The sequence below is a fragment of the Thermodesulfovibrio sp. TK500a genome (assembly GCF_055381765.1).
On record NZ_AP041606.1, the window covers coordinates 295,932 to 309,829 of the forward strand.

17 protein-coding genes are annotated in these 13,898 nt (G+C 37.5%); 8 read left to right on the plus strand and 9 right to left on the minus strand.

The features are described from left to right. Positions 1-43 precede the first annotated feature (43 nt). Positions 44-697: a hypothetical protein gene (locus ACZ430_RS01525; protein WP_297214052.1), complete on the plus strand. Its 654-nt coding sequence runs from the start codon at positions 44-46 to the stop codon at positions 695-697. On the opposite strand, the gene ACZ430_RS01530 is transcribed toward ACZ430_RS01525, so the two are convergent. The 7 genes from ACZ430_RS01530 to miaA all read right to left on the minus strand — a co-directional run bounded on the left by ACZ430_RS01530 (position 694) and on the right by miaA (position 6,493). Then, positions 694-3,186, minus strand: coding sequence for a carbamoyltransferase HypF (locus ACZ430_RS01530; protein ID WP_297214055.1), 2,493 nt, complete (start codon positions 3,184-3,186; stop codon positions 694-696). The genes ACZ430_RS01525 and ACZ430_RS01530 overlap by 4 nt on opposite strands. A 3-nt stretch (positions 3,187-3,189) precedes the next feature. Next, positions 3,190-3,795 carry a ribonuclease HII gene (locus ACZ430_RS01535; RefSeq protein WP_297214058.1) on the minus strand — a complete coding sequence of 202 codons (606 nt, stop codon included), beginning with the start codon at positions 3,793-3,795 and terminating at the stop codon, positions 3,190-3,192. Beyond that, the gene (gene rplS, locus ACZ430_RS01540) at positions 3,792-4,154 is read right to left on the minus strand and encodes a 50S ribosomal protein L19 (protein WP_028841923.1); all 363 of its coding nucleotides are present in this window, start codon (positions 4,152-4,154) and stop codon (positions 3,792-3,794) included. Before rplS ends, ACZ430_RS01535 begins: the two co-directional genes overlap by 4 nt. Next, the gene (gene trmD, locus ACZ430_RS01545; RefSeq protein WP_297214065.1) at positions 4,135-4,902 is read right to left on the minus strand and encodes a tRNA (guanosine(37)-N1)-methyltransferase TrmD; all 768 of its coding nucleotides are present in this window, start codon (positions 4,900-4,902) and stop codon (positions 4,135-4,137) included. The genes rplS and trmD overlap by 20 nt, the downstream gene beginning before the upstream one ends. A 58-nt stretch (positions 4,903-4,960) precedes the next feature. Continuing rightward, positions 4,961-5,191: a KH domain-containing protein gene (locus ACZ430_RS01550; protein ID WP_028841925.1), complete on the minus strand. Its 231-nt coding sequence runs from the start codon at positions 5,189-5,191 to the stop codon at positions 4,961-4,963. 51 nt (positions 5,192-5,242) lie between these two features. Then, positions 5,243-5,479: a 30S ribosomal protein S16 gene (rpsP, locus tag ACZ430_RS01555; protein WP_297214074.1), complete on the minus strand. Its 237-nt coding sequence runs from the start codon at positions 5,477-5,479 to the stop codon at positions 5,243-5,245. 66 nt (positions 5,480-5,545) lie between these two features. After that, positions 5,546-6,493 (minus strand): tRNA (adenosine(37)-N6)-dimethylallyltransferase MiaA, encoded by a 948-nt coding sequence (gene miaA, locus ACZ430_RS01560; RefSeq protein WP_297214077.1) that lies wholly within the window; start codon positions 6,491-6,493, stop codon positions 5,546-5,548. Positions 6,494-6,596: 103 nt separating this feature from the next. On the opposite strand from miaA, the gene ACZ430_RS01565 reads away from it, so the two are divergent. Genes ACZ430_RS01565 through ACZ430_RS01585 form a run of 5 tightly spaced genes read left to right on the plus strand, consistent with a single transcriptional unit; the run spans position 6,597 to position 10,212 of the window. Next, complete coding sequence (locus ACZ430_RS01565) at positions 6,597-7,358, plus strand: flagellar motor protein (protein WP_297214080.1); 762 nt, start codon at positions 6,597-6,599, stop codon at positions 7,356-7,358. Then, on the plus strand, positions 7,355-8,002 hold the full coding sequence (locus ACZ430_RS01570) for an OmpA/MotB family protein (protein ID WP_297214083.1): 648 nt from the start codon (positions 7,355-7,357) through the stop codon (positions 8,000-8,002). The genes ACZ430_RS01565 and ACZ430_RS01570 overlap by 4 nt, the downstream gene beginning before the upstream one ends. A gap of 38 nt (positions 8,003-8,040) precedes the next feature. Then, a complete protein-coding gene (locus tag ACZ430_RS01575; RefSeq protein ID WP_297214086.1) occupies positions 8,041-8,556 on the plus strand; it encodes a PilZ domain-containing protein in 516 nt (171 codons plus the stop codon). Beyond that, complete coding sequence (motA, locus tag ACZ430_RS01580; protein WP_297214089.1) at positions 8,553-9,419, plus strand: flagellar motor stator protein MotA; 867 nt, start codon at positions 8,553-8,555, stop codon at positions 9,417-9,419. Before ACZ430_RS01575 ends, motA begins: the two co-directional genes overlap by 4 nt. After that, positions 9,409-10,212 (plus strand): flagellar motor protein MotB, encoded by an 804-nt coding sequence (locus ACZ430_RS01585; RefSeq protein WP_297214092.1) that lies wholly within the window; start codon positions 9,409-9,411, stop codon positions 10,210-10,212. Before motA ends, ACZ430_RS01585 begins: the two co-directional genes overlap by 11 nt. A 3-nt stretch (positions 10,213-10,215) precedes the next feature. On the opposite strand, the gene purE is transcribed toward ACZ430_RS01585, so the two are convergent. Together purE and htpX are read right to left on the minus strand one after the other, a co-directional pair. Continuing rightward, a complete protein-coding gene (gene purE / locus ACZ430_RS01590) occupies positions 10,216-10,707 on the minus strand; it encodes a 5-(carboxyamino)imidazole ribonucleotide mutase (protein ID WP_297214095.1) in 492 nt (163 codons plus the stop codon). Further along, a complete protein-coding gene (gene htpX, locus ACZ430_RS01595) occupies positions 10,707-11,555 on the minus strand; it encodes a zinc metalloprotease HtpX (protein WP_297214099.1) in 849 nt (282 codons plus the stop codon). The genes purE and htpX overlap by 1 nt, the downstream gene beginning before the upstream one ends. A 200-nt stretch (positions 11,556-11,755) precedes the next feature. On the opposite strand from htpX, the gene ACZ430_RS01600 reads away from it, so the two are divergent. Next, complete coding sequence (locus tag ACZ430_RS01600) at positions 11,756-11,986, plus strand: FeoA family protein (protein WP_297214102.1); 231 nt, start codon at positions 11,756-11,758, stop codon at positions 11,984-11,986. Beyond that, entirely contained in the window at positions 11,983-13,896 is a 1,914-nt protein-coding gene (gene feoB / locus ACZ430_RS01605) for a ferrous iron transport protein B (protein ID WP_297214106.1), read from the plus strand. The genes ACZ430_RS01600 and feoB overlap by 4 nt, the downstream gene beginning before the upstream one ends. Positions 13,897-13,898 lie beyond the last annotated feature (2 nt).

Sequence of the window (13,898 nt, forward strand, 5' to 3'; positions counted from 1 at the left end):
AGCATAATGAATAATCATTAGAGTTATACTATTTGGAGTAAACATGCTGGAACTAATCAAATCCTATATTAGCGATTATGATGCCCTTAAGGAAATTGCTGAAAGATGCCTTACTACTGAAAGGTGGAATGGCAATGTTCCCCTGATCTTACTTGATGCAGCAATTACATCTGTTGGAGTGAATTATTTTCAAGTAGTTGTTCCAAAGGTAAGAGAGTTTGAAAAAGAGTTTATAAAAACCGGAAAAGTCAATTCTCTGTCAAACTTAGCCAATTTTAACTATGAAGAAGCCTTTCATATATGGAAAAACAGGCGTTCATGGCAGGTTGCGAAGGAAATTGCTAAGTATCTGTCAACTCTATCGAACAACGATAAAGAAGCCTTAAGAACGTGGGCTAAAAGCTCATCTCTTTCAAACTGGAAATCCGACCCTATTGGAAAAATAAAGGGAGTTGGGTTGATAACCTATCAATACTTAAGAATGATGGGAGGCATTGACACAGTCATGCCCGATAAAATTGTAAAGAGAGTCATAAACGAAATCCTCATAAAAGCAGGCGAAAAACCTTTATATGATGATATAGCGTTCATTCATAAAGTTGAAACCCTTGCTAAACAGACAGGTTACCGTGAGGTAGAGCTATGCTTTATGACTTGGTTTAAAGATAATCCAGAAAGAATCTCAGAAATGCCTTAACCTTTAACTCTCTTACCAACAATGTAAGCTTGGCCAAGAGATATGCAGGCATCGTTGCTGGGAACATTTACGTGATAAAGAGGTTTTATGCCAAGTTTTTTTAAGGCTTTTATGGTTTCCCTTATCAAATAGGCATTCTGGAACACTCCTCCACTTAAGCCAACTGCATCAAAGCCAAATTTTGCTCTGAAATGCTCTGTGAGTTCGAGGATTATTTTTATAATTGTGTTGTGAAATTTCCATGAAATAAAGGAGATTCCTCGCTTACGCTCAGAATGACAAATCGACTTGGCTTCAGATTTTAAAAAATCCCTTACAATCTCTCTAATCATTAGCTTGTAGTCTATAACTAAAGCCTCTCCCTCATTGGAATTCACTAATTCAAAGGGGTAGCAGTCCCTCTCAGAGAACTCCCTACCCTCCTCTATTAGACTTTCAAGGGCTACTGCTGCCTCTGCTTCATGGGTGTTGTAATGGCATAATCCAATCAGGGAAGAGACACCATCAAAAAGTCTTCCCATACCTGAAGAAAGAGGGCTAAATTGAGAAAGTCTCTTTATTTTAAGTATTTGCCTGATTTTTTCTTCTGAAACTACTTTATAAAGAGGCAGTCTCATTATCAAATCCATATCCTCACCGAAAGCATCGTCAATCAAAGAAAGAGCTATTCTTGAACATTCTTTTATAGCATTCTCACCTCCTGGTAAGCTGACAGGTCTTAGATGGGCAAGTCTCTGAAAATCCTTCAAAGTGCAGTATAAAAACTCACTTCCCCAAATTGTGCCGTCTGTTCCGTATCCTGTGCCATCAAAGGCAATTCCGAAAAGCTCATCCAGTCCATGCTCTGCCATTAAGGATGCAATATGACAGTAATGATGCTGAAGAGCAAAAGAAGGAATGCCTCTTTTTTCAGCATACTCCTTTGCCCAAGCTGTTGAAAAATACAAGGGATGAAGGTCATGCCCAACTGCCGATGGCTCTGTTCGATAAACGGCTTTGAGATTGTTTAAAACCTCCTCATAAAACTCTATTGTTTCAAGATTTTCCATATCACCTATGTGCTGGCTCATTATGGCAGAGTCTGCTTTTATAAGCGTAAAAGTATTCTTCAAGTCAGCACCAGCACCCATAACATCGGGCAACTCCTCTTTCAATTGTATAGCCTTCGGAACAAATCCCCTTGCCCTTCTTATGAAATAGATTTTGCCTTCAAGCTCTCTTACAACAGAGTCATCAACTCTCATAAATATATCTCTGTTGTGTATGAGAAAAGCATCTGCCACATTGCTGAGTTTTTCAAAGGCCTCTTCATTCTTTGTAATAATAGGCTCTTCAGAGATGTTTCCACTTGTCATAACAAGGGCATCAAAGTTAGGCTGAAGACTGAAGTCCGAGGTCCGAAGGGCTGAGTTGTCCTTGTAAGGCTGCGTAGTATCTGTTTTACTGTCATTCCGAGGAGCGTTAGCGACGAGGAATCCCCTCCTACCCTCCTCTGTCATTCCGAGGAGTGAAAACGACGAGGAATCTCCTACTTTAGCTGGATAATAAAACAGCAAATAATGAAGAGGTGTGTACGGCAACATAAAGCCAAGATAGGCATTCTTAGGTGCTAATGCCTCTGGTAAATTGCACTGGGGCTTTTTTCTTAATAGCACTATAGGACGCATTGGAGAAGTAAGAATTTTTCTTTCTTCATCGCTTACAAGGCAGAATTTTTCAATAGCCTCAACGGAGGGAGACATGAGTGCAAAGGGTTTATTGCTTCTTTTTTTTCTCTTCCGCAATTCTTTAACTGCCTCTTCATTTCTTGCATCACAGCAGAGATGAAAACCTCCGAGTCCTCTTATTGCCAAAATCTTGCCTTCTTTTATGAGCCTAATGGCTTCTGGAATTGGATTTTCAATTTCAGTTAAAGCACTACCTTCCTTTATAAAAAGCCTTACCTGAGGACCACAAACTGGGCATGCATTGGGCTGAGCATGAAATCTTCTGTTACTTGGGTCTTTGTATTCACTGAGGCATTCAGGACACATATTAAACACAGCCATTGTTGTATTAGGTCTGTCATAGGGAACTTTCATGGTAATTGTGTATCGGGGACCGCAGTTTGTGCAGTTTATGAAGGGATAGAGATATCTTCTGTCTGTAGGGGTAAAAAGCTCTCTCAGACAGTCTTCACATATTGACACATCCTCTGAAACATGTGTAAACCCTGCTTCATCAATGCTTTTAATAATTTCGAAGGTTTTATAATTATTCGGTGGAAGTTCAGTTTTTTCAATTGAGTAAATCTTAGCAAGCGGAGGAGGATTGTTTTGAAGTTTACTAATAAACTCTTCAACCCTTTCACCCTCAACCTCAATTGTCAAACCTTTTGAGGTATTTGTAACAAATCCTTTTAAATTAAGATTTTGTGCAAGGTTGTAAACAAATGGTCTGAAGCCTACTCCCTGAACAACTCCCTTAACTTCAATATGAAGGCGTTTCATGTATTAGAATAACATTAACTCTCTTACAGGTGAAAAGCTTTTTCTGTGAATTGGGCAGGGACCAAATTTTTTCAGAGCCTTTAGATGTTCTTTTGTGCCGTATCCCTTGTGTTTATCAAAACCATACATTGGATAGGCTTCATGATACTGCCTCATTATTCTATCCCTTGTTACTTTCGCTACAATGCTTGCAGAGGCTATTGAGGCGCTTTTCTGGTCTCCCTTTATTAGGGCTTTTTGGTTTACTTTTAATGCAGGTAACTCTACGGCATCTATTAATAAAAGCTCTATTTCTCTACCGAGATTTTCAAATGCCTCCATCATTGCACGACGAGTTGCTTCAAGAATATTAACTCTATCAATCAAATCTACATCAACAATTCCAATGCCCACAAAGGCATGATTGAGTATTTCTTGAAAAAGACTTTCTCTTTGCTCAGGACTGAGTTCCTTTGAATCCTTTATGCCTTCGACAAAAAAACTATCCCTAAAACTTACGCATGCTGCGACAACAGGTCCTGCAAGACATCCTCTTCCAGCCTCATCAATTCCTGCAATTATGCTATAACCCTGAAGCCGAAAAGACTCATCGAAGGCAAAAAGGCTCATGCCTTCTGATAGTCAGTTTTTTCTTTAACCTTTGCCTCTTTACCTTTCTTTGTTCTCAGGTAATAAAGTTTTGCCCTTCTTACATCTCCTCTTCTTACCAGCTCAATTTTATCAATTATTGGGCTATGAAGAGGAAATACACGTTCTACACCTACTCCAAAGGAGATTTTTCTTACTGTAAAGGTCTCCCTTAATCCTCCGCCTCTACGGGCAATTACAACTCCCTCAAATACCTGAATTCTCTCTTTGTCTCCCTCTTTAACCTTTACATGCACCTTTACGGTATCACCGGGCTTAAAATCAGGAATATCAGACTTTTTAAATCTTTCCTCTATGGCTCTAATTATTAACTGGTTCATAGGCATCCTCCAGAATTTTTTTATTTATTTCAGAGCAAAGCTCTTTGAGAATCCTCATATCCTCTTTAGATAAGTTCTTCAACAAGTCAGGTCTCTTTTGAAAGGTATTTCTCAAAGCTTCCCTTCTTCTCCAGAGAGCTATTTTTTTATGGTCTCCACTTAAAAGAATCTCGGGCACTCTCATTCCTTCAAATTCCTCAGGTCTTGTGTAATGTGGATAATCCAAAAAACCTTTCATAAAAGAATCCTCTTCTGCTGAAATCTCATCTCCCAGTGCTCCGGGAATTAATCTCAAAATACTATCTATTATAACTAAAGCTGGCAGTTCTCCACCACTTAAAACATAATCACCAATAGAAATCTCTTCATCAACGAGAGCTTTAATCCTTTCATCAATTCCTTCATATCTTCCACAAATAAAAGTCAATACTGCCATTTTTCTTTGAAACTCCAGAGCCACTTCTTGATTAAATCTCCTTCCTTGAGGAGAGAGTAAAATAATCTTTCTCTTCTTTCCATCGCTTTTTATTTGCTTTATAGCATTAAAAAAAGGCTCTATCTGCATAACCATTCCTGCACCGCCACCATAGGGATAGTCATCAACTTTTTTGTGCTTATCTGTTGTAAAATCCCTTAAATTATATACCTTCACCTGAGCAATCCCTCTTTTTAAAGCCCTTCCAACAATGCCGTGCTTCAAGTAGCATTCAATAACTTCAGGAAATATAGTCAAAACTTCAAATATCATAAAACTCAAAAGAAAAGGGCGTGATAATCACGCCCTTTATTTAATTCACTTAATTGGACTATTCTAAGATTTCAAGGACACATCTTTTGCCAACTTTTGTTCCAGCAGCACCCAAGATTGTCCTCATAGCCCTTGCAGTTTTACCCTGTTTTCCAATAACCTTGCCGAGATCGCTTGGAGCAACTCTAAGTTCATAAACAGTTGTTTTTTCACCCTCAATCTCAGTAACCTTAACCTCCTCTGGTTTGTCCACCAGTGACTTAGCCATTGTCTCAATGAGTGTCTTCATGCTCATGTTCTAACCTCCGTGCAAAGAGTAGTAAATACCCCACTGGGTATGTTAAGCAGAAACTCGTTCAATTAACTTTTTAACCGTATCCGAAGGCTGTGCGCCCTTTCCAAGCCAGTAATTAACCCTTTCCATATCTAATTTGATTTCTGCCGGGTCATTTTTGGGATTATAAGTTCCAATAATCTCAATGAAAGGACCATTTCTGCGAGCCTTTGCATCAGCCACAACTACTCTGTAAAAGGGTTTCTTTTTTGCTCCTAATCTCATTAGTCTAATTCTAACCAATTTTCAACCTCCGTGAATTTAATCCTTTAACTTTTAAATATATTATATTAGCATTATTAAATGCAACTATTTATGCAATAGAAAATTTATTTTACTGAAAATATCCATTACAATTCTATCGCTATCGTATCTCCCAGAAATATCAAACCACAAAATGTCTCTTTCAGTTCTAAACCATGTAATTTGTCTTTTGGCATAGTTTTTTGTCCTCTTCTTGATAAGTCTTATTGCTTCCTTCAGAGGATAAATATCTGCCAAGTAACCGGCAATTTCCTTATATCCGATTGCCTGCAGAGAAGGTAAAGGAAAATTCGTCTTTCCATGTTTCTTTATAAGTCTCAATACATTTCTAACCTCTTCAACCAATCCATTTTCGAGCATTTTATCTACTCTTTGTTCAATTAAGCTGTATAACTCCTCTCTTTCGCGAATCACTCCAACTTTTATAAATTCATAGGGAAGCGGTTTTGTAAACTTCTTCTGTAAATCACTCATCTTTGCTTTCTCTTTAAAGCAAACTTCTAATGCTCTTATTATTCTTCTCAAATCAGAGGGAGAAATTTTTTCTGCCCTATAGGGGTCAATTTCTTGTAGAATTGAGTAAAGCTTTCCAGGTTTACCCTTTTCAATCTCTAACAATTTACTTCTTAAGTTCCAATCAGCATCGGGGCCTTCAAAAATTCCTTCAGTCATTGCCCTCATATACAGACCCGTACCACCTACGACCAACGGAATTTTATCTTTCTTTAATAATTTTTCAAATATATCACCAACTTCTTCAATATAAGCACCAGCACTAAAATAATCCCAGGGATTAACGATATCTATCATATGATGGGACACCTCTGTTCTCTGTTGAAGGGAAGGTTTTGCTGTGCCAATGTCCATGTATCTGTAAATTTGCATTGAGTCTGCGCTTATGATTTCTGTATTGAGAAGTTTTGCCAACCCTATTGATATGTCAGTTTTTCCAGTTGCTGTGGGTCCTAGTAAAATAATGACTTTTCTTTTCATAGCTTAAGATATTATTTTTAATTATAAACTGTTTAATTTGAAAAAATGAGGAAATTAAAGTCCCCTTGAAAATTATTTAAATATTTTATATTATTGTGAAAGTATGGACCTGATTGCCATAATAGGCATCTTGATTGGTTTAGGAGCAGTTGTAGCCGGCAACATTGCAGAAGGTGGCACAACCGCCCATCTAATCCAATTGGCAGCTGCCATAATAGTCTTCGGTGGAACCATAGGAGCTGTTCTTTTAAGTTTTACTACAAAAGATTTAATTTATGCATTTTTATGCCTTAAATTCGCATTTCTAAAAAGAAAAGTTAATATAGACGAAACCGTTGAAACAATACTTGACCTTCTTGTAATAGCACGAAGAAAGGGAATTTTAGCCTTGCAGGAAGAGTTACCAAAAATACAAGACCCTTTGCTGAGAAGAGGTATTAATTACATAATAGACGGAATTTCTCCGGCTATAATAAAAGAAGCCTTATATCAGGAAGTTTACGCCTATGAGGATATACTGAGAAGAGCTGCTAAAGTTTATGACTCTGCAGGAGGTTATGCACCCACAATAGGAATAATTGGTGCCATTTTGGGTCTAATACATGTTCTTAAAAACGTTGCTGAACCCTCAAAAATCGGTATTGGTATAGCAACAGCTTTCGTGGCCACAATCTACGGTGTTGGCTCTGCCAATCTCATATTTATTCCTGTATCAAAAAGGATTATAAATAAAATGGAAGAAGAAATTCTTCTTATGGAACTAATTATTGAAGGGATTCTTGGCATAGAAGCAGGGGTTAATCCGTATTTTTTAAGAGCGAAACTTGAGGCATTCATTAAAGACAGACAAAGAGAGAGAATATGATAACAAGAAAGAAAAATAATAAAAACGACCACGATGAAAATATTCACAGATGGCTAATTTCTTACTCCGACTTTCTTACATTACTTTTTACTTTTTTTGTAGCCCTATATGCTTTGTCAAATTTAGACTTAATAAAAGCAGAAAAAATGACTACTTCACTACGAAAAGTCTTCAAAGTAATAGATGAACCAATATCATTTGAAGAAGACAGAAACAAAGCAGTAATTGAAGATTTGAAAAAAATCCTAAATGACATATCAGGTGTCACAATTAAATCCGACGCCAGAGGTATTGTAATTTCATTACCTGATTCTTTGCTCTTTAATCTTGGTTCTGCTGAAATAAGACCAGAGGCAAAACAAACGTTGGTAAAAATATCCGAAAAATTCAAAGAGATACCAGGGAAAATAATAATAGAGGGACACACAGACAGTCTGCCTGTTTCTCCAAATTCACTTTATAAATCAAATTGGGAGCTCTCTTCAGCAAGAGCATCGTCGGTACTTCATTTTCTCCTTGAGCAAGGACTTTCTCCGGATAGATTTACCATTGCTGGCTACGGCGAATACCGGCCGATTGCACCGAATGATACGGAGGAAGGAAGAGCAAAAAACAGAAGAGTTGAACTTATAATACAGAGATAATTATAATCAAAAATATGAGCGAGGAGAGGTATAGGATAATGAGAGAGTACTCAAGAGTAGACGCAACAATTCCTTTAGGAATCACCGTAATAGGGGAAGATGAGAAGGATATGAGAAAGGCGAGAATAGCAGGTGACATGACCTTTGGAAATGTGCCTGCTGAAGAACCAACAGACCGAGCGCTGGCGGAATGGTTAAAAATAATAAACTCAAAGCTTGACTATTTAATAAATCTCTGGAGTTTTCACCAAGAGGGTTTCTCATGTCTCCCCATTTATGAAGTTAACATAAGCGGTGGCGGAATGAGTTTCAATTCCGATGTATGTTACGAAGAAGGGAAAGTTCTTGAGCTAAAAACTGTTCTTGAGAGTCCTTCTTCCATTGCTTTATACTTATACGGTGAAGTTGTAAAGTGTGAAAAGTTGAAAGATAAGGATAAATTCAGAGTGGCTTTAAAATTTATAAATATCGATGAAGACATCAGAGATCATATAATTAGATTTGTATTTCATAGACAGAGACAGATTCTCAGACAAAAGAGGGAGATAAAATGACTGCAATAATAGGTTGTGTAGTGGTTCTTGGAGCCGTGGTCGGTGGATATATAATGGAGCACGGTAATCTCTCTGTATTATTTCAACCTGCCGAAGTAGTTATAATCTTTGGAGCAGCTATAGGAGCTCTAATAATTGCAGCTCCTCCCAATGTAGTTGTCGGTGTTGTCAAGGGTACATTATCGGTGCTCACAGGAGGTAAAAATTATTCCAAACAGGATTATCTCGACGTTCTTCTTTTACTTGCCGAACTATTTACAAAAATAAGAAAAGAAGGGCTTATTTCAATTGAACAGGATGTTGAAGACCCTGAAAACAGCTCGATTTTCTCTAAATATCCTAAGTTCATGAAAAATCATCATGCCCTTCATTTATTGACCGATACATTAAGGACTGTCATGACAACAACTGTCTCACCATATGAACTCGAGAGCATTCTAGACAATGAGCTTGAAACTCTTCACGAGATGGAATCTGCTCCTGCTAAAAATCTATCAAATATGGCCGATAGTCTTCCTGGTCTCGGTATTGTTGCTGCAGTTTTAGGCGTTGTTTTAACAATGGGAAAAATGAAAGAGCCTCCAGAGGTTATTGGACATTCTGTAGGAGCAGCTTTAGTCGGAACATTCATGGGAGTTCTCCTTTGTTACGGATTCGTAGGACCACTGGCAAGAAGAATGGAAGCTTCTATTAATCAGGAGAGAGAATATTTACAAACATTGAAATCCGCTTTAATCTCCTTTGTAGGTGGTGCTGCTCCGCAAATAGCCGTTGAATTTGCAAGACGAAGCATTCCAGCCAATGTAAGACCCACTTTCCATGAACTTGAAGAAGAAATAAGGGCACTTAAGAGTGGCAGATAAACCAAAAACAACAATAATAGTAAAGAAAATCAAAAAAGGTCATGGTGAACATCATGGCGGAAGCTGGAAAGTTGCCTATGCTGACTTTGTCACGGCAATGATGGCTTTTTTCTTGCTTCTATGGCTTCTTTCGATGCTTGACCCTGTAAAAAGAGCAGCTGTTGCCGACTACTTCAGATATTTCAATCTATTTCAATCGGGAAAATCCTTTCTTGAGCAGTCAACGACAATTCAGATGGAAGTAAAATCATCTGTTCAGGATATTACACCTACGGAGACAGCTTCTGAAAAATTCAAAGAACAAATGAAAAAAATCATTGAAGAAAAACTAAAAGAATTAAAGGATCACATTATGATAGACACAGTAGAAGGCGGAGTAAGAATTCAGATTATAGACTTAGAAGGTGAGTCCATGTTTCCATCTGGCTCTGCAGAACCAACTAAAAAAGCAAAGGAGATTTTAAAAGTCGTAGCGGAAAACATAAAGGAAGAAAACGCAAAAGTTGCTGTTGAAGGACACACTGACTCAGTGCCTTATAAAAGAGGTAAAATAACAAACTGGGAACTTTCAACCGATAGAGCCTCATCAGCTCGAAGAGAGCTTGAACAAAACGGTGTAGACCCTCGTAAAATCGCAAGAGTTGTAGGTTACGCCGATACCATGCCCCTTATTCAAGATAATCCTCGAGACCCAAGAAACAGAAGAATCAGCATAATATTAATGTTTGAAAAGGAACAGCAAGCATCAAAAGTCAATATAATGCAGCAAAATCAAACTCAGACAATTAAATAGTTGTCAATCAAGTTCTTTCTTAATTTTTTCAGATTTTTCAAGCACTTTATTGTACATCTCTTTTCTTTTTTGTTTAACTTTTTCTTTTACATCGGGATATTTCAAAGACAATATCTGGCAGGCAAGCCAGCCTGCATTTTCCGCTCCATTTATAGCAACTGTTGCAACAGGTATGCCAGGTGGCATCTGAACTGTTGAAAGTAAAGAATCAAAGCCATTTAGAGCTCCGCTTGCTACAGGAACTCCAATAACAGGTAAAGTTGTATGGGCAGCTATAAATCCTGCAAGATGTGCTGCCATACCAGCAGCGGCTATTATTACCTCAATACCTCTTGCCTCAGCCTCTTCTGCATATTTTTTTGCTCTATCTGGTGTTCTATGGGCTGAGCATACATCAAGCTCAAAAGGAATGCCCATCTCTTTTAAAACTTTTGCAGCTTTTTTCATTGTATCAAAGTCGCTGTCACTTCCCATTAAAATCAAAACTTTTGCCATTAGTATCTTCCTCCTCTTACCATTGATTCTAATCTTTCAATTCTTTCTTCAATAGGCGGATGGGTGCTTAAAAGTTTCATAATTGTCTTTCCTGAAAGAGGATTTACAATGAACAAATGGGCTGTTCCTGGATTTGCATCCATTGGTATTGCCTGAGAGGCATAGTGTAGCTTTTTCAGCGCATTAGCAAGATAGAGAGGATTTCCAGCTATTTCAGCACCTTCTTCATCAGCCGCATACTCTCTTGATCTGCTTATGGCAAGTTGAATAATCATAGCAATTATTGGAGCAATTATCATCATAAGAAGGGCAACTATTGGATGTCCACCTTCGTCATCGTCATGTCTTCCAAAGATGTTTGCCCACATTGCCATCTGAGCGAGATATGATACGGCACCTGCGATTGTTGCAGCAATAGTGCTTATTAGTATATCTCTATGTTTGATATGAGCAAGTTCATGTCCTATTACTCCTTCAAGCTCTTCCCTTGAAAGAATCCTCATTATACCCGTTGTTACCGCTACTACGCCGTGTTTAGGAGACCTACCTGTAGCAAAAGCATTAGGCTGTTCCGAATCAATGATATATACTTTTGGCATAGGTAGACCGGCTTTATGGGCAAGTCTTCTTACTATTCCATATAGCTCCGGAGCTTCAGATTCTGTAACTTCTCTTGCTCCATACATGGAGAGAACAATCTTATGGCTAAAGAAATAAGCAAAAAAATTCATCGCCAAAGCCATAAAGAGTGCAATGGTAGCCCCTTGCTTGCCACCTACTACAGAACCCACAAAAATGAAAAATACAGAAAGAAAAACCATTAAAACTATTGTCTTCAATGTGTGCATTTTACACACCTCCTCTGCTCAGTTTTTATAAAAAATTCTTTAGAGGGTTAATAATATTAATTTACCATTAAACGTGGAAATATATCAATTTTCAATAGCTCTTGAGAGATATAAAATTCAACGAAACCGAAGCTATCAAGTTGCAAGATATCGACTAAAAGTTTTATTATTAACAATAATTTAATAAAATTGAGGATTAAATGAAAACTCTAATTAATATAGAAAACGGTAAGAAAGTTAAGATATTAAAAATTTCTGGAGGAAAGGGAATTAGACAACATCTTCAATGTCTCGGCATCCATATTGGAGATGTGGTGACTCTAAAGAAAAGCTCTTTCTTGGGCGGTCCTGTTCTTCTGGAGATAAATGGTTATGATATTGCATTAGGAAAGGGAATTGCCTCTAAAATAGAGGTTGAGGAAATAGAATGAAGATTGCCTTTATAGGGCAGCCCAATGCTGGAAAAAGCACCATTTTTAATGGACTTGCAGGATACAAAACAGTAACAGCTAATTTCCCCGGACAAACTGTTCACTACACTGTAAGTAATGTAACAGTAGGCGAAGAGACCTTTGAAATTGTTGATCTACCCGGTATCTACTCTCTTACGGCAATAGATAAAGCAGAACTTGAATCAAGAAAATTCATCCTATCGGGCAAAGCAGATGTAGTAATAAACGTTATTGATGCCTCCACTCTATCAAGAAGCTTAGAGTTAACGATTCAACTGGCAGAACTACAAGTTCCAATGGTTATCTGTCTAAATATGATTGATGAAGCCAAGAGAAAAGGCCTTGAGATAAATCTCAAAAAGCTCTCCGAAGTCTTTGACGTACCAGTTATTGAAACTATTGCTAATAAAGGAATAGGTCTCAGTAAAATATTCACATCTGCAAAAGAGGCTTTTTATAAGAATAAAATTCCGAAAATTCAACATTTCCATAAAGACATAGAGGAAAAAATCGAAGAAATAGAAAAAATAATTCCCTCAAAGTTACTACCCAATATTCCAAGACGCTATATAGCGATAAAGTTGTTAGAAGGCGATGCCGAACTTTTTGAGGACTTGAGAGATTACAAGGAGCTTATATTAAAAATTAATGAAATCCGGGACGAAATAAAAAGTTCTCACGGAAGACACGCTGATACAGTCATATCCTCTGAGAGACATGCTTTAACAATGAATATTTTTGAAGAGGTCACAAAGGTTGGTGAACCTATAAAATCGGCAAGAGAAAAATTAGATGACCTTCTTACAAACAGATTTCTCGGCTATCCCCTTCTCTTTTCTATTTTATTTGGAATATTTTTCCTGGTTTTTGAAGTGGGAAAACTTTTAGAAGAACCTCTCGTCCATATCTTTGATTCACTAATCAAGAGATTACCCGAATATATTAGCGAAAATACTCTGACTTTCTATATTATTAAAGGCTTACTCGAAGGATTTGCTGGTGGACTTGGTGTTGCAATCCCTTATTTAATACCTTTTTTTATTGGTCTTACCATTCTTGAAGATGTTGGATATCTACCAAGAATGGCATTTTTAATGGATACTATAATGCACAGAATAGGGCTTCACGGAAAAAGTGTCCTTCCTTTCATAATATCTTATGGATGCAATGTTCCGGGAGTAATGGCTACGAGAATACTCGAATCTCCCAGGGACAGATTTATAACAGCCGCTCTTTCTGTTTTTATCCCCTGTGCCGCAAGAACTACCGTTATATTTGGGCTTGTAGGAGCATTTATTGGCGGAATTGCTGCAGCAGGACTGTATATCCTCAATCTTTTAGTAATCATGACGATGGGAGCTATACTTACTCGCTTTATTCCAGAAATCACCCCTGGATTAATTATGGAAATTCCACCTCTTCGAATTCCGACCCTAAAAAATGTTTTTATGAAAACATGGTTAAGATTAAAAGATTTTACAGTAGTTGCTTGGCCACTTCTTGTTTTAAGCAGTATCATACTAAGTTTTCTTGAATTTCTAAATCTTGACAGTGTTCTAAATCAGATTTTTAAGCCATTAGTGAGCTGGATTTTAGGGCTTCCCGAACAAACGGGTATAACTCTCATTTTTGGAATATTAAGAAAAGAACTTTCAATGATAATGCTATTTCAAGCGCTGGATACGACTAATATAGGTCAACTAATGACAAAGACTCAGATAATTGTTTTCACTATTTTTACGATATTTTATCTGCCCTGCATAGGAACTCTGGGCGTTCTAATAAGGGAAATAGGTATTAAAAAGGCCATGCTCGTTACCATTCTAACAATAACAGTTGCTGTATTTCTCTCTGTCCTTTCAAGGTTAATATTAGAGACAGTTTTTTGATT